Annotated in this window: 13 protein-coding genes and 2 pseudogenes; 12 read left to right on the plus strand and 3 right to left on the minus strand. The window is 64.3% G+C overall.

The features are described 5' to 3' along the window. Window positions 1-126 precede the first annotated feature (126 nt). The 5 genes from IVB12_RS02730 (at window position 127) to IVB12_RS02750 (ending at window position 7,298) form a co-directional block, all read left to right on the plus strand. On the plus strand, window positions 127-2,025 hold the full coding sequence (locus IVB12_RS02730; RefSeq protein ID WP_247295383.1) for a SurA N-terminal domain-containing protein: 1,899 nt from the start codon (window positions 127-129) through the stop codon (window positions 2,023-2,025). 14 nt (window positions 2,026-2,039) lie between these two features. Next, window positions 2,040-3,053, plus strand: coding sequence for an anthranilate phosphoribosyltransferase (trpD, locus tag IVB12_RS02735; protein WP_247295385.1), 1,014 nt, complete (start codon window positions 2,040-2,042; stop codon window positions 3,051-3,053). 7 nt (window positions 3,054-3,060) lie between these two features. After that, window positions 3,061-3,882 (plus strand): indole-3-glycerol phosphate synthase TrpC, encoded by an 822-nt coding sequence (gene trpC / locus IVB12_RS02740; RefSeq protein WP_247295387.1) that lies wholly within the window; start codon window positions 3,061-3,063, stop codon window positions 3,880-3,882. A gap of 1 nt (window position 3,883) precedes the next feature. Beyond that, window positions 3,884-4,402, plus strand: coding sequence for a cyclic pyranopterin monophosphate synthase MoaC (moaC, locus tag IVB12_RS02745; protein WP_247295389.1), 519 nt, complete (start codon window positions 3,884-3,886; stop codon window positions 4,400-4,402). 175 nt (window positions 4,403-4,577) lie between these two features. Further along, a complete protein-coding gene (locus IVB12_RS02750; protein ID WP_247295391.1) occupies window positions 4,578-7,298 on the plus strand; it encodes an EAL domain-containing protein in 2,721 nt (906 codons plus the stop codon). 82 nt (window positions 7,299-7,380) lie between these two features. On the opposite strand, the gene IVB12_RS02755 is transcribed toward IVB12_RS02750, so the two are convergent. Continuing rightward, the gene (locus IVB12_RS02755; RefSeq protein WP_247295395.1) at window positions 7,381-8,718 is read right to left on the minus strand and encodes a S41 family peptidase; all 1,338 of its coding nucleotides are present in this window, start codon (window positions 8,716-8,718) and stop codon (window positions 7,381-7,383) included. A gap of 319 nt (window positions 8,719-9,037) precedes the next feature. On the opposite strand from IVB12_RS02755, the gene IVB12_RS02760 reads away from it, so the two are divergent. From IVB12_RS02760 to IVB12_RS02785, 6 genes are all read left to right on the plus strand, one after another. Then, the gene (locus IVB12_RS02760) at window positions 9,038-10,171 is read left to right on the plus strand and encodes an alpha-hydroxy acid oxidase (RefSeq protein ID WP_247295398.1); all 1,134 of its coding nucleotides are present in this window, start codon (window positions 9,038-9,040) and stop codon (window positions 10,169-10,171) included. A gap of 16 nt (window positions 10,172-10,187) precedes the next feature. Continuing rightward, entirely contained in the window at window positions 10,188-10,811 is a 624-nt protein-coding gene (locus tag IVB12_RS02765) for an HAD family phosphatase (protein ID WP_247295400.1), read from the plus strand. Window positions 10,812-10,969: 158 nt separating this feature from the next. Beyond that, window positions 10,970-11,176: a hypothetical protein gene (locus IVB12_RS02770; protein ID WP_247295402.1), complete on the plus strand. Its 207-nt coding sequence runs from the start codon at window positions 10,970-10,972 to the stop codon at window positions 11,174-11,176. A gap of 221 nt (window positions 11,177-11,397) precedes the next feature. Next, window positions 11,398-12,609, plus strand: coding sequence for a gephyrin-like molybdotransferase Glp (glp, locus tag IVB12_RS02775; protein ID WP_247295404.1), 1,212 nt, complete (start codon window positions 11,398-11,400; stop codon window positions 12,607-12,609). A 177-nt stretch (window positions 12,610-12,786) separates the two neighbouring features. Then, window positions 12,787-13,488 carry a transcriptional repressor LexA gene (lexA, locus tag IVB12_RS02780; RefSeq protein ID WP_247275958.1) on the plus strand — a complete coding sequence of 234 codons (702 nt, stop codon included), beginning with the start codon at window positions 12,787-12,789 and terminating at the stop codon, window positions 13,486-13,488. A 567-nt stretch (window positions 13,489-14,055) separates the two neighbouring features. Further along, a complete protein-coding gene (locus tag IVB12_RS02785) occupies window positions 14,056-14,490 on the plus strand; it encodes a hypothetical protein (protein WP_247275957.1) in 435 nt (144 codons plus the stop codon). A gap of 140 nt (window positions 14,491-14,630) precedes the next feature. Here IVB12_RS02785 and IVB12_RS02790 read toward each other — a convergent pair. Together IVB12_RS02790 and IVB12_RS38300 are read right to left on the minus strand one after the other, a co-directional pair. Continuing rightward, window positions 14,631-15,696, minus strand: a pseudogene (locus tag IVB12_RS02790) (ComEC/Rec2 family competence protein); the annotation flags it as partial. Between the two features lie 35 nt (window positions 15,697-15,731). Further along, window positions 15,732-16,865, minus strand: coding sequence for a site-specific integrase (locus IVB12_RS38300; RefSeq protein WP_247295406.1), 1,134 nt, complete (start codon window positions 16,863-16,865; stop codon window positions 15,732-15,734). A gap of 1,347 nt (window positions 16,866-18,212) precedes the next feature. Between IVB12_RS38300 and istA the strand changes: the two are divergent. Then, window positions 18,213-18,668: pseudogene (istA, locus tag IVB12_RS02800) on the plus strand (IS21 family transposase); the annotation flags it as partial.

The following is an 18,668-nucleotide window of genomic DNA, read 5'->3' on the forward strand; positions in this document are numbered from 1 at the left end:
GCTTGAGGCGAGGTTGCGGGGGGAAAGCCGCCACTTTATGATGATCTATCAATTTGGTGACGCGCTTTTGCGGAATCTGCATTAAGACGCGCTCCCGTTCCCCTCCTGCCAAACAAGTTGGACCAAATGCTTCGAGGAATGCGCAAGGCCTCATCAAACTGGCTCGGCAAGACCATTATGGCCGTGGTGATGGGCGTGTTGATTGTCAGTTTCGGCATTTGGGGCATCGCCGACATCTTCCGCGGCTTCGGGCAGTCCACGGTGGCCAAGATCGGCAGCACCGAGATTTCGCTCAACGAGTTCCGCCAGATCTACACGGACCGCCTGCAACAGATCAGCCGCCAGTTCGGCCGTCCGCTGACCCCCGATCAGGCGCGCGCCTTCGGGCTCGACCGCCAGGTGCTGCAGCAGACCATTGCGGAGGCCGCTCTCGACGAGGAGGGGCGTCGGCTCGGGCTCGGCCAGTCCGACGAGCAGATCCGCCAGGTCATCATGAACGACCCGAGCTTCAAGGGCGTCGGCGGCAACTTCGATGCGAACCGCTTCCAGGCCGTGATCCGCAATTTCGGCTACACCGAGCAGCGCTACGTCGCCGAGCAGCGCAAGGTGTCGCTGCGCCGGCAGATCACCGGCACGATCGGCGCCGGCCTCGAGCCGCCGAAAACCATGCTCGACGTACTGACGCGCTTCCAGAACGAGCAGCGCGCCATCGAGTTCGTCAGGCTTGACGCCGCGCAGGCAGGCGCCATCGATGCGCCCTCGCCCGAGACGCTCGCCGCCTATTTCGAGGATCACAAGGTCCAGTTCCGCGCGCCCGAATATCGCAAGATCGCCTTCGTCGTGGTCTCGCCGGAGGAGATCGGCAAGTGGACCGATGTCTCGGACGAGGACGCCAGGAAAGTGTTCGACCAGCGCAAGGACCGGCTCGGCACGCCGGAGAAGCGCCAGATCCAGCAGATCGTGTTTGCGAACATGGCCGACGCGCAGACCGCACGCGAGCGCCTCGTCGGCGGGACGTCGTTCGAGGACCTCGGCAAGGAGCGCGGGCTGAGCGCCTCCGACGTCGACCTCGGGCTTGTGACCAAGTCTTCGCTCGATTCCGCCGTTGGTGAAGCCGCCTTCGCGCTTCCTGCCGGCGAGATCAGCCAGCCGATCCAGGGCGGGCTTGGCGTCGCGATCGTCAAGGTCGACAAGATCGAGCCGGGCAAGGAGGCGGACTACGCGAGCGTTGCCGGCGATATCAAGCGCGAGATCGCGACCGAGCGCGCGCGCGTCAAGGTCGCCGATCTCCGCGACAAGATGGAGGACGAGCGTGGGGGCGGCTCCAGCGTGGTCGACGCGGCGCAGAAGCTCGGGCTCACGGCCGTGACCATCGACGCCGTTGACCGTTCCGGCCGCGCCCCGAACGGCCAGCCGGTCGCCAACATTCCGCAGGGTCTCGACGTGGTGTCGCAGGCCTTTAACACCGACGTCGGCGTCGACAACGACCCGATCTCGTTCAAAGGCGGCTATGTCTGGTACGACGTCCTCGCCATCACGCCCTCGCGCGACCGCAATCTCGACGAGGTCCGCGACCAGGTCGAGGCGCGCTGGCGCCAGGACCAGGTCGCGGCCAAGCTGAAGGCCAAGGCGACCGAGATGGTGCAGAAGCTCGAATCCGGCGGCAAGCTCGCCGATGAGGCCGCTGCGATCGGCGCCAAAGTCGAGACCGCAACCGGCTTCAAGCGCGACGATTCGCCTGCCGGCGTGCCCGCAACTGTCGTGTCGGCGGCCTTCCGTACCGCCAAGGACGGCGTCGGGCAGACGCCCGTGAGCGGCGGCAGCGAAGTGATCGTCTTCCGCGTCACCGACATCGTCGAACCCACGGTCGACGCAGCCTCCGAGGCGGTGAAGAAGCTGAAGGACAGTCTCGACCGTGCGCAGACCGAGGAGCAGGTCGCTTCCTACGTCAACAAGCTTGAAACCGACATCGGGACCACCATTAATCAGGCCGCCTTCGCGCAGGTGACCGGCGCGAACCAGTGAGTTGAAAGCACGCGATGGACGACCTGAAATCGATCATTGGAAAAGTGGCGACCGGCGCCAGCCTGTCGCGTGACGAAGCCGCCTCCGCCTTCGATGCCATGATGTCCGGCGAGGCCACGCCCTCGCAGATGGGCGGCCTGTTGATGGCGCTCAGGGTGCGCGGCGAGACCGTGGACGAGATCACCGGCGCTGTGACGGCGATGCGCTCCAAGATGCTGACCGTGACGGCGCCGCCTGATGCGGTCGACATCGTCGGCACCGGCGGCGACGGCTCCGGCTCCGTCAATGTCTCGACATGCGCCTCCTTCATCGTCTCCGGCGCTGGCGTGCCGGTGGCCAAGCATGGCAACCGCGCGCTGTCGTCGCGCTCGGGCGCCGCTGACGTGCTGGCCTCGCTCGGCGTGAAGATCGACCTCAGACCCGAGCAGGTCGGACACTGCGTGCGCGAATGCGGCATCGGTTTCATGTTCGCCCCCGCGCACCATCCCGCGATGAAGAACGTCGGCCCGACCCGGGTCGAGCTCGCGACGCGCACGATCTTCAATCTGCTCGGTCCGCTCTCCAATCCGGCCGGCGTGAAGCGGCAGATGGTCGGCGTGTTTTCGCGGCAATGGGTGCAGCCGCTGGCGCAGGTGCTCAAGAACCTCGGCTCGGAGTCCGCCTGGGTAGTGCACGGCTCCGACGGCCTCGACGAGATCACCCTCACCGGCCCGACTTTCGTCTCCGCGCTCCACAATGGCGAGATCCGGAATTTCGAGGTGACGCCCGAGGAGGCCGGCCTATCGCGCTGCGAGACGGGCGCACTCAAAGGCGGCGACGCCGATGCCAACGCCATCGCGCTGAAAAGCGTGCTCGACGGCAGACCGAGCCCGTACCGCGACGTCGCGCTGATCAACGCCGCCGCCGCGCTCGTCGTGGCCGGACGCGCCAAGGACCTCAAGGAAGGGGTGGCGATCGGCGCAAAATCGCTCGACAGCGGCGCCGCGAGCGCGCGGCTGAAACATCTGATCGCGGTCTCGAACGGCTGAGCCTGACATGTCGGATATCCTGACCAAGATTGAGGCCTACAAGCGCGAGGAGATTGCCGCGGCCAAGCGCGCGCAGCCGCTCTCGATTGTCGAGGCAAAGGCCAAGGCGCAAGCCGCCCCGCGCGGCTTCGTGCGCGCGATCAAGGCGAAGCACGCCAATGGCGACTACGCGCTGATCGCCGAGATCAAGAAGGCCTCGCCGTCGAAGGGACTGATCCGCGCCGATTTCGATCCGCCCCAGCTTGCCAAAGCCTATGAGGCCGGCGGCGCCGCCTGCCTCTCGGTGCTGACCGACACGCCTTCGTTCCAGGGCCATCTCGACTTCATGTTGGCGGCGCGCGCGGCAACCTCGCTGCCGGTGCTGCGCAAGGACTTCATGTTCGACACCTACCAGGTGGCGGAGGCTCGCGCGCATGGCGCCGATTGCATCCTGATCATCATGGCCGCGCTCGACGATGCGGCTGCCAGAGACCTCGAAGATGCCGCCTTCGCCTACGGCATGGATGTGCTGATCGAGATCCACGACCGCACCGAGCTCGACCGCGCGCTGAAACTTCGTTCGCCGATGATCGGCGTTAACAACCGTAATTTGCGCAGCTTCGAAACCACCCTTGCGACCAGCGAGGCTCTGGCGCCGCTGATCCCCGGGGACCGGCTGATGGTCGGCGAGAGCGGCCTCTTCACAGCCGCGGATCTTGCGCGGCTCGAGCGCGTCGGCATGTCGACCTTCCTCGTCGGCGAGAGCCTGATGCGGCAGGCCGACGTCACCGCCGCCACGCGCACGCTGCTGGCGCGCGAGACGGCGCCGCGCGCGACGGGTACGCGCTGACATGGCGCGCAAGCCATCCAAGACAATCCCAGCCAGGTCGAAGGCCGGCGCTGCCCTCACCCATATCGGCGAGTCCGGCGAAGCGCGGATGGTGGACGTCTCGGACAAGCCCGCGACCGAGCGGCTTGCGGTGGCGGAAGGCCGCGTCATCATGACCGAGGCGACGCTCGAGCTGATCGTGTCCGGCAACGCCAAGAAGGGCGACGTGCTCGGGACTGCGCGCATTGCCGGAATCATGGCCGCCAAGCGCACCTCCGAGCTGATCCCGCTCTGCCATCCACTCGCGCTATCGAAGGTCACGGTCGACATCGGGCCCGACGCGAAACTGCCGGGTTGCCTCGTCCGCGCCAGCGTGAAGGTTACCGGTCCCACCGGCGTCGAGATGGAGGCGCTCACCGCCGTCTCGGTCGCCTGCCTCACGATCTACGACATGATCAAGGCGGTGGAGCGCGGCGTACGCATCGAGGGCATCCATCTCGTCGAGAAGCTCGGCGGCAAGTCCGGCCATTACCGCGCCTGACCCGCGGACTTCAGCGATCCACCCTCTGCGCCGCGCACATCGGTTGCCTTTGCACCCGGCCGTTCACATCGCGTTAACCGCGCTTCCTAACTTCGCCTCCATACCGTTCCCGTAAACCAACGGGTGTTTTCGAGGTCAGGAATTGATCCTGGCGTGTGCACGGCAATGATCCAGCATGATGACGAGATTCGGCAGTCGCCTCTTTGACCAGGCCTTCGTGCGCAGCGGACCGATCCGCTGGCTGGTGGTGGGCGGCACGCTGCTGATCGCGGCGATCGCCGTCGGCGCGACGCTGATGGCGCAGAATTTCCGCGAACGTGCGCTGCGCAACTCCGGCCGCGAGCTGGAAAACACCGTGCTGATGCTCGCCCATCATTTCGACCAGCAATTGCAGGATTTTGCGGTCATCCAACGGGATTTCGTCGACCACGTCCGCGCGACGGGCATCCGTGACGCGGAGGATTATCGCAGGCGCCTGTCGGGGCAGGACGTCCACCGGATGCTGCGCTCGAAGATCGAGGCGTTGCCCTACATGGGCGGGGTCAACGTCATCGACGCCGAAGGCAATCTCGTCAACTCGTCGACGGCATGGCCCGCCCCGAAAGTGAACGTTGCCGATCGCGCCTATTTCCGCACCTTCAAATACGATCCGCATTCGCCTGACGTGCTGATCGAGCCGCTGCACAGTCGCATCTCGGGTGCCTGGACCATCCTGATCGTGCGCAAGATCCTGGGGCCGAACGGCGAGTTCCTGGGCGTCGTCGGGCGCGGTATCGAGCCCGCTAATTTCGAGAAATTCTTCGCTTCCGTCGTGCTCGGCGAAGGCGCGACGATCTCGATGCTGCATCGAGACGGCACGCTGCTCGCCCGCTATCCGCTTTCCAGCGAATTGATGGGACGGAATTTCAAAACCGGCCCGTTCTCGCAACAGAGGGTTTTCGGGCTCGATCACTTCGCCGGCCGCTTCGTGAGCCCCGTCGACGGAGAAGACCGGCTGATCTCCTCCCGTGCCCTGCCCCACTTCCCGATCCTGATCATGGCCACCATGACGCGCGCGGCGGCCCTGACGGACTGGCGCGAGCAGATTAGGATCCTGATCTCGGTCGCCGCGTCTTCTGCGCTCGCCATCGCGGGCGTGCTGATCGCGATCGTGCGCAAGCTATTGGAGCAGCACCGCCTCTCGCGGGAACGGCTGATGCTGGAAATGCAGCGTCTCGACCGCGCCGTCAACAACATGACTCAGGGCCTTCTGCTGTTCGATTCCGAGCGGCGGCTCGTGATCTGTAACCAACGCTACATCGACATGTACGGGCTGTCGGCTGCGACCGTGAAGCCCGGTTGCAGCTTCCACGACATCATCGCCCATCGCAAAGCGACGGGCTCGTTCACCGGCGATGTCGACGACTACGTTGCGCGCGTACTGAGCGGCGTCCATGTGCGCAACGCCATGGTCGTCGACACCTCCGACGGCCGTTCGATCCAGATCGTCAACGAGCCGCTTGCGGACGGCGGTTGGGTGGCGACGCATGAGGATATCACCGAGCGCCGCCGGATTGAGGCGCGCATCACCCACCTCGCCCATTACGACGCGCTGACCGATCTGCCCAACCGCACCATGTTCCACGAGCATCTGCGGCAAGAGCTGGCCGCCATCACTGAAGGCGAACAGATCGCGGTGCACTATATCGATATTGACGAGTTCAAGGGCGTTAACGACGCGCTTGGCCATCTCGTCGGCGACGAGCTGCTCAAGTCGATCGCGCAGAGCCTGCGCCGCTGTGCCGGCCCGGCGGATTTCGTGGCCCGGCTCGGGGGCGACGAATTCGCCATCGTGCAGAGCGCGGTGACCTCGCCGGACCAGGTCAACGATCTCGTCGCACGGGTCTTCCAGGCCATCCGCACCCCTTTCGACTGCATGGGCCATCATCTCACCGCGGACGCCAGCATCGGCATTGCGCTGGCGCCGGAACACGGCGAGGTGCTCGATCAGATCCTGAAGAACGCGGACATGGCGATGTATGCCGCCAAAGCCGCCGGACGCCGCACCTATCGCTTCTTCGAGCCGGATATGGACGCTAAGGTTCGCGAGCGGCGGCAGCTCGAGATCGACCTGCGTCACGCCATCGCCCATGGCGGCCTCGAGGTCTATTACCAGCCCTGCCTCGGCCTGAAGGATGACCGCATCACCGGCTGCGAGGCGCTCGTGCGCTGGCGCCATCCCGAGCGCGGCATGGTCTCGCCAGCCGAGTTCATCCCGATTGCCGAAGACACCGGCCTGATCAACGAGATCGGCGAGTGGGTGCTGGCGACCGCCTGCCGGGACGCAGCCAACTGGCCCGACGACATCCGCCTCGCCGTCAACGTCTCGCCAGTGCAATTCAAGAGCGGCACGCTGGCGCTCAAGATCATGGCGGCCCTGGCCGCCTCGAACCTCCCGGCTAGCCGGCTCGAGCTCGAGATCACCGAGGCCGTGCTGATCCGCGACGACGAAGCAGCGCTGGCGATCCTGCACCAGCTTCGCGCCATCGGCGTGCGCATCGCGCTGGACGATTTCGGCACCGGCTACTCGTCGCTGAGCTATCTGCACCGCTTCCCCTTCGACAAGATCAAGATCGACCGCTGCTTCGTCGAAGACATCGCCGGCCCCGACGGCTCCGCCAGCATCGTCCAGGCCGTCGTCAACTTAGCGGGCGCCCGCCGCATGACCACCACGGCCGAGGGCGTCGAAACCGAAGAGCAGCAGCGTCTGCTCCGGGCGCTCGGTTGTTCGGAGATGCAGGGCTATCTTTTCAGCGCCGCAAAACCGGCCGACAAGATGCTGGAGCTGTTCGCGCTGCATCGCAGCCGTCTCGCCCGACGCGAAGGCAGCGAGAGCCGACGCCGCGAGGCCGGTTAGGCTTCGAAGACTGCGCCGCAAACGAAATCGCCCAGAAGCGGTCATCCGCTCCCGGGCGATCCATGTCTGAAGGCCGTCAGGTCTAGTTCGGCACCGCAGCCTTCGTCGCGCGCTTGGCGGCGACGGCATTCGCGGTGACGCCGTGAAGGAAGTCATAGGCCGCATGCAGCGCCTTGTCGTCCTTCTCCTCCGGCGGGACGTAGGATTGGGAACCGGTCTGCTCAGTGCCATCGGCGGCCGACAGGTGCCCGCGCATCTGGGACTCCGCCATGGTATCCATCCGGCCCTTCAGCTCGGGCGGCACGTCCTGGAGGATCTCGACGTCGGGCGCGACCCCCTGGGCCTGGATCGAGCGGCCCGACGGCGTGTAGTAGCGCGCCGTGGTCAGCGCCAGCGCACCGTTGCCGGCGCCGAGCGGAATGATCGTCTGCACCGAGCCCTTGCCAAACGAGCGCGTGCCGATGATCGTCGCGCGCTTGTGATCGTGCAGGGCGCCGGCCACGATCTCGGAAGCCGACGCCGAGCCGCCATTGACCAGAACCACCAGCGGCTTGCCCTTGGTGAGATCGCCGCCATGCGCGGTGAAGCGCTGGGTTTCTTCCGGATTGCGCCCGCGGGTCGAGACGACCTCGCCACGCTGGAGGAATGCGCTCGACACCGAGACGGCCTGGTCGAGCAGGCCGCCGGGATTGTTGCGCAGGTCCACAACATAGCCTGCGAGCTTCTCCGGAGGGACCTCCTTGGAGACCGACGCGATCGCCTTCTTCAGGCCGTCGGTGGTCTGCTCGTTGAACGAGGTGATGCGGATATAGCCGATGTCGCCATTCTCGACGTGGAAGCGCACCGGGCGCACATGGATGATCTCGCGGGTGATCGCGACGTCGAGCGGCGCGTCGGCACCCTTGCGCACGATGGTGAGCTTGGTCTTGGTGGCGACCGGCCCCTTCATCTTGTTGACGGCCTGCTCGAGCGTCATGCCCTGCACGGCCTCGCCGTCGATCTTGCTGATGAGGTCGCCGGACATGATGCCGGCCTTCGAGGCCGGCGTGTCGTCGATCGGCGAGACGACCTTGACGAGGCCATCCTCCATCGTGACCTCGATGCCGAGCCCGCCAAACTCGCCGGAGGTGGTCTCCTGCATCTCGGTCCAGGCCTTGGCATTCATGTAGCGCGAGTGCGGATCGAGCGAGGTCACCATGCCCGTGATCGCGCCTTCGATCAGCTTGGCATTGTCGGGCTTCTCAACATAGTTCGCCTTGACCCGCTCGAACACTGCGCCGAACAGATTGAGCTGGGAATAGGCATCGTCCGCGCTCGCCGCCGCCCGTGCCGCCCACACGCTGCCGTGGGGACTGGCTACCAGAAGGGTCAGACACACTCCCGTGAGCGCGCCCAGGGGGAACAGCAGGGTTTTCCGCATGGATAGGCTGGCCTTTTGCTTAGCGGTTCTGTTGAGGGCTTATCTCTCGGGCTTGGAAGCCGCCATGCAAATGGCGATCCAGGTCACCTCTCACAACACCATTCTGGTTTCTTCAAGGCCGCCTGGAAGGCCGGCGGCGGTACGCCGGCGAAATCCCTTCGCTTCGGCTTAAACTTTTGGCAACGTTCCGAAACCGCTTCGCGCAACGCGGCATCGGTCGGCCGCCCACGCCTCGCAGCTATGCGATTTTAGGATGGTTTTGGAGGGCCGGACACGCTAGGCGATGGCGACAAGACTTCAAATTCTCGGGAGGACAACAATGAATGACGCGCCCCGCATCCGGCCGGACAGGAACGTCGAACTCGGCGCCAGCAACGAGCCGTTCCAGAACCTGCACGAGTTCATCCGGAAGGCGCGCGCCAACCTCAACCAGAATGCCTGGGACTACATCGTCGGCGCTGCCGAGACCGAGACCACGATGCGCCGCAACCGCATGGCGCTGGACGAGATCGCCTTCCGCCCGCGCGTGCTGCGCGACGTTCGCAAGGTCGACGGCTCCGTCGAGCAGTTCGGCCGCAGGATGCGGCTGCCGGTGGTGCTCGCCCCCGTCGGTGCGCTGGAGATCTTCGATCCCGATGGCGCGGCAAGCGTCGCGCGCGCCGCCGGCACCTTCGGTGCGGCGCACATGTTGAGCTCGGTGTCCGAGCCGGGGCTCGAGAAGACCGGCGAGGCCGCGCCCGACGCGCTGCGGCTCTATCAGCTCTATGTCCGCGGCGACGATGCCTTCGTCGCCGATGTCGTCAGCCGGAGCGAGAAGAACGGCTATGCCGCGTTCTGCCTGACTGTCGACACCGCCCATTACAGCCGTCGCGAACGTGACATCGCCAAGCGCTACGTTCGCGAAAGCCGCCTGCGCGCGACCGGCGGCGATTTCCAGAAGGGTCTGGAATGGCGGACGGTGAAGATGATCAAGGACAAGTTCAGGATCCCACTGATCCTGAAGGGCATCGCCACCGCCGAGGACGCTCAGATCGCGATCGATCACGGTGTCGAGTGGATCTACGTCTCCAACCATGGCGGCCGTCAGCTCGATCACGGCCGCGGCGCCATGCATGTGCTGCCTGAAATCGTCGAGGCGGTGAAGGGCCGCGCCAAGATCATGGTCGATGGCGGCTTCTGCCGCGGCACCGACATCGTCAAGGCGATCGCGGCCGGCGCCGACATCGTCGGCATCGGCCGGCTGCAATGCTGGGCGCTGGCCGCGGCCGGCGAAGCAGGCGTGATGCGAATGCTGGAACTGCTGGAGGACGAAGTGCTGCGCTGCCTCGGCCTCCTGGGTGCCACCTCGTTCGCCGAAGTCGACAAATCCTGCCTGCATCAGGCGACCGCAACGAATGCGCCGAGCGTGTTCAGCGCGTTCCCGCTGTTCGACCACGAGCCCTACCGATACTGAAAAGTGAAAGAACGCGATGACCTCACTCTCCCCCGGTAGCGCCGATGCGCTCCTGTTCGATCTCGGCCGCGTGGTGCTCGATATCGATTTCTCCAAGGCGATCGCCTGCTGGGCGGGGCATGCGGGCTGCCAGCCCGAGGCCATCGTCGCACGCTATGTGCGTGACGAGGCCTACCGGCTGCACGAGGTCGGCAAGATCAGCGACGAGGATTATTTCCAATCGCTGCGTTCATCGCTCGGGATCGGCATTTCCGACGCGCAATTTCTGGAGGGATGGAACGCGATCTTCGCCGGCGAGATGCCTGAGATCGCCGAGCTCTTGCCGCGCGCGGCGAAGCAGGTGCCGCTATATGCCTTCTCCAACACCAACCGGCCACATGTCGACTATTTCTCGAAGGAATATGCCGGGGTGCTCGGGCATTTCCGCGAGCTCTATCTGTCGTCCAGCATCGGCCTGCGCAAACCGGATGCAGAGGCGTTCGATCATGTCGTGGCGGCGATCGGCCTGCCAGCCAGCCGAATCGTCTTCTTCGACGACCTTGCCGAGAACATCGAGGGGGCGCGAGCGCGTGGACTGACGGCGGTGCATGTCACCTCGCCCGGTGATGTCGGCAAGGCCTTGCTAGCGTTGGGAATTTGACCACCGATGCCGACCGGATCGGGTCGGGTTCCGGGCACCCAAATCCGCTCGGGTAGGGACCAATTCACTTTGTACATTTTTGTACAGAGTTCCGGGAACGGAATACCTCCCTCCGGACTCTATGAGTCCGTTGGGACGTCTACATCGGACTTATTCTCGTGCTGGGCAAAGCCTACCTCACAAAGCAAGCCTCCTTGCTGCTCGAATTCGCCAAGACCACCTCGGATTCGCGCCTCTCCGCCAAGCTGATCAGCAAGGCCGCCGACCTAAAGTCGCAGGCCGATCCGCTGCCGGACAAGGATCAAAGCCCCAAAGCTCCGGACGTGACAGCCGGCGTCAGTTCGGGCGAACAGACGCAGAGTTGATCCGATGCTGGCCGTGGCGCTCATCCTTGTCGTCCTCGCCATGGCTATCCTCGTACCGGTCTGTCTCGCCTTCCGGATCATGCCGTGACCGGTCTGCGCACGATTCTTCATGACGGAGATCACGCAGGATAAATCATCCTGTCGGCGCCTTTGCCTCACGCCTGCACTCGGCTAGAACTTTCGCCGCCCATTGCCGATATGCTCAGCAGGAGTTTCCGCCCTTGGCCTTGATGCCGGTTTCTGACGCGCTTGCCGCGGTGCTGGCAGGTGCGGAGCCGCTGCCTGAAGCGATGGTTTCCCTCAACGAGGCCTATCATCGCGTGCTCGCACGCGATGTCGCGGCGCTGCGCACACAGCCGCCGGAAGCAATGTCGGCGATGGACGGCTACGCGGTGCGCGCGAGCGATGCAACAAAGCTCGATAGTGCGCTCACCTTGATTGGCGAGGTGGCGGCGGGTCGTCCATTCGCGGGAACGCTGGGCCCCGGCGAAGCCGTGCGGATCTTCACCGGCGGCGTCATTCCCAACGGTGCCGACGCAGTCGTGATCCAGGAGGACACGGTTGCGGACGGCAAGCGCATCACGATCAAGGAAGCCGCCATTGCCGGCCGCCACATCCGCCCCGCGGGCGTCGACTTCTCCGAAGGCGACCTGCTCCTGCGCAAGGGAACCCGTCTCACCGAGCGCGATCTCGCACTCGCCGCCGCCATGAATCATCCGCAGCTTGCCGTCTGCCGCCGTCCGAAGGTCGCGATCCTCGCCACCGGCGACGAACTGGTAATGCCGGGAACCACGCCCGGTCGCGGCCAGATCGTCTATTCCAACGGCTACGCCCTGCACGCGCTCGCCCGCAGCGAGGGGGCCGATACCATCGACCTTGGCATTGTCGCCGATACGCTGGAGGCCACCACTGCCGGCATCCGCCGCGCCCGCGAGAGCGGCGCCGAGATCCTGGTCACGAGCGGCGGCGCGTCGGTCGGCGACCACGATCTGGTCCAGCAGGCGCTGAGGGACGAAGGCGTCGCGATGGCGTTCTGGAAGATCGCGATGCGCCCGGGCAAGCCGATGATGCATGGGCGGCTCGGCGGGATGCGCGTGATCGGCCTGCCGGGTAATCCCGTGTCATCCTACGTGTGCGCCTTCCTGTTCCTGGTGCCGCTGATTCGCGCCTTGTCGGGACGATCCGTGATTCATCACCGACAAGAGCGCGCCGTGCTCGGCCGCGATGTGGACGCAAACGATATGCGCGCGGACTATCTGCGCGCACATCTGGAGACGCGCGACGACGGCACGCTGGTGGCCCTTCCCGTCGATCACCAGGATTCCTCGCTGCTTGCGAATCTCGCTGCAGCACAGGCACTTCTCGTCCGCGCACCGTTCGCTCCGAAGGCAGAGGCCGGCTCGCCTTGCGAGGTGCTGCGCCTGCCCGTCTGAACGCATCCACTACACGCGTTCCGCGAACTTTGCCGCGTTCACGGTAAATTAAGCAGTTGCGGAACACATATGGAACATATAGTGTCCGTTCATGATTTGTTTCGAGCATGTAGCGGTCTACCGCTCCAATTCAGCGTCTCGGAATCGAACGACATCAACCGGGGGACTTTGGTCGAGATGTTAACGCGCAAACAATACGAGCTTCTGCGGTTCATCAGCGAACGTCTGAAGGAAAGCGGCGTGCCGCCCTCCTTCGACGAGATGAAGGATGCGCTCGACCTGCGCTCGAAATCGGGCATCCATCGCCTGATCACTGCGCTCGAGGAGCGCGGCTTCATCCGCCGCCTGCCCAACCGCGCCCGCGCCATCGAGGTGATCAAGCTGCCCGAGCTCCAGGCCGCCGCCGGCAGCCGCCGCGGCTTCACGCCGAGCGTCATCGAGGGCAATCTCGGCAAGGTGCGCGCGAGCTCCAGTTCTTCCGCGGACGAGGGCGAGCGTCCCGTTGCGGTGCCCGTGATGGGTCGCATCGCGGCCGGCACGCCGATCGAAGCGTTGCAGACCCGCAGTCACACCATCAGCGTGCCGCCCGACATGCTCGGCTCAGGCGAGCACTACGCACTCGAAGTGCGCGGCGATTCGATGGTCGAAGCTGGCATTCTCGATGGCGACATGGCGCTGATCCAGCGTAACGAGAGCGCCGATACCGGCGACATCGTGGTGGCCCTGATCGACGACGAGGAAGCGACGCTCAAGCGCTTCCGCCGCCGGGGGGCGTCGATCGCGCTCGAGCCCGCCAATGCCGCCTATGAGGTGCGCATCCTGCCGCCGAACCGGGTGAAGATTCAGGGCAAGCTGATCGGGCTGTACCGCAAGTACTGAGACGAGCTAGCGGTCATTCGATACCAATGATTCCGATTGGAGCGGACGACGGTCCGCTCCAGCTGGATAGTCTTTTGGTCTTGCGCAGATTATCCGGCCCCTCTCTCCGGCGCTCCATCCTCGGCATGCGGCCCCAAGCACTCATCGCTTGTGAAGAGATCTTAGGAGATTACGATGTGCAGGATCGCCTTAAGCGCCTTCGCAGCGTGCTGATCGCTTGATCGGCCGCGCAAGCATTCGCAACTCAATTGCAGCACCACGCACGCAAGTCGGCGCACGCAGGGAGCGAGCATTTCCGCAACGCCCGAACTGCCATCGACCGACAGCCACGGCGAAGCTGGCCACATTCCCCTGGTCGGCGCCCGTAGGCCACGGGCGCTCGCATCCGCCGAATGCACTGAAGCGAGCTTTGTTCCTATGGCTTCGGGAAAGATAATGTGATCGCGTCCGGCAACGCCAGCCGCAGATTTGCCTACAACGGAGCAGAGCGTTACGTGCTTCCACTCTGATAGAGGCTTGCGCCTCCGAAGGAGGCGCGGGTTGCTATCTTCGAATGAGGAGCACCCGATGTGTGACTACAGCCTGCATGCCGTTGCATCTCGCCCCGCCGAAGTCGGCGAGACGATCGTGTCGACAACGTTCCGCGGCACCTCAACGCGCGGCTTTGCTTCCGCGGCCGATCCGACCGTGGCCGTCTGCCTGCTGCCGGGAACGGAGCTCGCCTTCGCCGACAACGTCCGTTACGATAATCGCTGGATCTGGACGCGCACCATCAACTCCCGCGTCGGCAAGTTCGGCAAGATCGATCCGCACATACCCGACCGCCATCATGACGCGATCGAATTCCCCGACGGCAAATACGTGCTGGTGACGCAGCTCGTCGAAGGCCAGCGCGCAACCGTGCTGCAATTGCCGGTGACGCAGCCGGTCAGCGAGCGCGAGCACAAGCCGCAGATCGTCGCCGATAGCCGGTCGACGATCACGCGCTTGCCGATTGGCTGAGCCGTCCCCGCCCGCGGGGTCGGGCCAGGATTGAAATTGCCATCGCCGGCCGAGGCCGGCGAGATGGTAAGATTTAATGCTGCGGAACGTCCGGTCGGACCCGGACCTACTCTTCGCGTTTGTTTTTAATCGTCCGGCGCCTAATCGTCGACCTGCAGGTCGGTCTCCGCCGGCGTTGCATCCCGGTTGCGGGCCGCGGCCGTCCTCGGCACAAGGCTGCCGTCGAAATCACCCTCGCCGGCGCCGGCCGGCAGCCAGGGACGGCTTGTGCCTCTTGCTCTCACCGCCTGAATCGCAAAGCCGTCACCACGCTGCGTCAATGCCAGCGCGCCTTGGCTGGCGAGACGTTGCCGGTCGACCACCATCGCCGCGCAATCGGGCGGCGCGGGGCGCGTCGTGACCACCAGCGCGGCACGACTGCAATCCTCAGCCAGCGCATCGATGCGCAGGGAAAGCGCGACCAGCCGACCGTCGGCAAGCGGCGTCACACAGCCGGACTCATCGCACGACACGCCGTCAGCCAGCGAGCTACTCCCGGCATCGCGCGGATCGGCGTCGGCAGCTAACCACTGTTTGAGCAGAAAGCCATCCTTGCTCGCCCGGATCACATGCAACTGCCCGTCCCTGCCCCGCACCGCGACGCTGGCGCCGTCCCCGGCAATCAGGATATCGGGCTGCCGCACCGACAGCCCCCACGCGATGGAAGCCAGCAGCACCAAGGCACCGGACCAGCGCAAGGGCGTGCGCAACAGACCCATCACGATGATCCCGAGGCTTGCCGCGATCAACGGCGAACGCAGGGATCCGGCCGACTGCACCGGGCAGCGCCGCAACCCAGCGCGACACCGCGACCATCCAGTCGATGCCGATCCCCATCAGCCACCAGAACACACCGTCAAGCCCAAAGGGAGCCGCGAGCAGGCCGAACAGGCCCGCCGGCATCACCAGTGCCGAGACCACCGGCATCGCGCCGAGATTGGCGAGCACGCCGAACGGCGTGACGCGATGGAAGTGGAAGGCGGCATAGGGCGTGGTCGCAAGTCCTGCGATCAGCGAGGCCAGGAATAGCATCGCGATCTCGCGGCCGCCCCAAAGCGCGATGCGCGCCGTCGCGGAATGATCGGGCGAGGCAAACAGGTTCGGCATGCCGATCTGCACCAGCGCCACGAGCCCGAGCGTTGCGGCGAACGACATTTGAAATGTGGGACGCGAATTCCTATTTCTCTCGGTAAGTCAAATGCTTAACTAACCTTCTTGATCTTACTCCGGGACTTTTTCCGGGACTCAGCGAGCCGCTCGACGGCAACAGCCACATCCTCGTCCAGCACATGCGCGTAGCGGAGCGTGCTCTTGATATCCCGATGATTGAGCGCCTTTTGCACTAGCTTGAGGTTACCGCTGTCGCGAAGAAGCTTGGTCCCGAAGTCGTGACGGAAATCGTGGAATCGGAAGTCAGCCACGCCAGAATTAGCGCGGAGCCGCTGCCATGCCGTCTTAGCGCCAGTGTAGGTCAGAGGGTAGCGTTGCCCCCTCACCCTACCCAGCCGCTTGTTGCCGTAGACTGCAAGGTAGGTAAACACGGATTCCGGGTGCTGCCCCTGCAATGGGAATAGGATCTCGCGAACGGCTGGCGTGATCGGGAACACCACTCGCCGACCGCCCTTGCCGGTGCGGACAATTTGCCGAGTGCCGAAATCCACCTCAGACCAGCGCAGGGTCACGCACTCCTTAAACCGCATACCGCTGGCGCGCACGAAGTCGAAGAACGCTTCGTAGTCGGCGCGCATTGCAGAATCAAGCGCGTCAGCTTCCTCGGTCTTTAGCTCGCGTACGCGCTCCACCGGCTCGGGGAGCAAAAGTTCACCCCATTTCGGTTCATTGTCGAACACCGCGCCCTCATCCTTAGCAAACGTGAAGAGACGCTGCAGCACCTTAGTGGTCGAGCGGTTGACGGTAGCGTTTGAGACCAACGGCAGGGCCCGCTCTTCTTCCTTGGTCCGCTTGCCGCGTCGCGAGACGCGCTGCCCTCGCCGCCATGCCACGAGTTCCTTGGCCGCCCTGTGGTCGATCTCTGTGAGCGGCTTCTCCTTGCCAAAGTATTCGATCAGCCGCGCCAGATTGGTCTCGGTGGCCTTCGGCTCCGAGTCGTATTGCGCACTATCGTTCCAGAGGCGCAGGGCGACGTCATTTATCGCCAGCGACGCTTTGGCGCGCGCCGTAGCTTTCACTAGCGCCTTGGCCCTCTCTAGCTCTGCAGCCTCGAACCTTTCAGCATCGCGTCGCGTCGTGCACTTCGTGCTTCCATGAAACCGATTACCGCCGTGCCAGAAGTCATACGAGTAGTACGGCGAGCGCTTGTCCTTATAGACTGACACGGTGTTTCCCTCTCCCGCCGACGCTCAATGAACTCGTTCAGATCTGCCTCAGTAAAGCGCCGACGTGGCCGCTTCTTACCGAGCCCGACGTTGATGTATCCGATTGCCCCCTCGCTAACGAGAGAGCTGAGGTGGTCCTGGGTGATGTTAAGCCGAGATGCCGCCTGCTCTGGTGTGAGCAAGCGGTTGTTATCGTTTGAGGGAATGGGCAAGAGCGTGCCGTCTGAATAGTTGCTCTGCGAACCTCGCCGGCTAAGTCCGACGCACACATGGTAGGTGGTGAACCGCTGGCATTTTCGCTGCTGGGTTTCAGCAATCCAGTGGCCGGCGATTCACCACCGCGATTGATTATACCATACCGCTCAGGCCATCTCGGGCGCGGCACCAAGCGGGATGACCTCCTCATCCGAGGCCCGCGCTGCCCACATCATCCGCGCGTACTCCATCCGGAGCTTGCCGTCAGGGTCGTGCCGCGCGGCCCATTCGCCGAGGTTGCCAATCGAAGACGTCCCGACATGCCAATAAAGACCACCCTTCCACACAATGGGATCGCTGCCTTGAGCACGTAGGCCCGTATAGTACGTGTATGCGCAAAAAGACGTGGATGGATCGATACCAGCGCTAGCCTTAAGATTTAGATTAGTCATTTATAACCCCACTTCGTCCGGCTCATTTGACCGGCCCCGAAACTGTGTTAACACAGATTCCATGAAGCGTCAAACCGTGATAACACAGAAGAAGCGAGGACCGCCTGCAACCGGGAAAGGCACGCTCGTCGGCGTTCGCCTGCAGCCTGACGATCTCACAGCCGTTGATGACTGGAGAGCTAAGCAGGAGGCCACTCCAACGAGGCCGGAGGCTATACGGCGGCTGGTGGAAATCGGGCTGCGCAGCAAGACCAAGGGTTGATGTTGTGAAGGGATGGCTCGTCGGAGCTATAATTGGCGTTCTTGCTGGCTTCTTCGTCGGTGGAGTCGGAATAGCCGTTCGCGGCAGCGCTACAGGCCTGCCGTCTTGGGCCATGGTGGTGATTTTTGCCCTTTTGGGCGCAATGACGGGCAACTACGTCGGCAAGATTATCCCGCGCCGCAAGCGATGAAACTGGCAATCCGAACGATATCAACGCTCGCCCCTACGTGGGAGCCGGAATAGCTATCACTGGCTTGATTCCCTACCTTCTGGGACGTGCCTGTCGATACGTGTCGGGCGACGTGGAAAATTGACCCCCTGACGACACGAGGAATTGACCCCCTCGCGACACGGTCAGAACGGGGGTTTTATGCAGCGACTCAGTTCAGGTCCTCTGCGGTTCAAAGATCCGCGGAGGGAGGCCATGCTGGAGCCGGACGAGGCCAGCGCTATCGCCAGGAGCTTGCGGCCGAGGCGCGTGCGACGGTGCGGTTCGAGACACCGCCCGGCAAACAGCTGCAGATCGATTTTGGCGAGCGGCTGGTCGAGATCGGCGGTAGCAAGGTTCGCGCCTACCTGTTCGTCGCCACGTTGGGCTACTCGCGCCGGCACCATGTCAGGGCATTCCGCAACGAACGGCAAGAGAGCTGGTTCGATGGCTTGGAAAGCTCCTTCGTGAAGTTTGGCGGCGTGCCCGACGAGGTGCTGTTCGACAATGCGCGTGCGCTGGTCGTGGAACACGATGCCGCGACGCGCACCGTCGTGTTTAATGACAAGCTGACCGCGTTTGCCAAGCACTGGGGCTTCCGGCCACGGGCCTGCGCGCCATATCGAGCCCGCACCAAGGGCAAGACCGAGAATGGCGTCGGCTACGTCAAGCGGAATGCGGTCGCC

The sequence above is a fragment of the Bradyrhizobium sp. 179 genome (genome assembly GCF_023073535.1).
Lineage (GTDB): Bacteria > Pseudomonadota > Alphaproteobacteria > Rhizobiales > Xanthobacteraceae > Bradyrhizobium.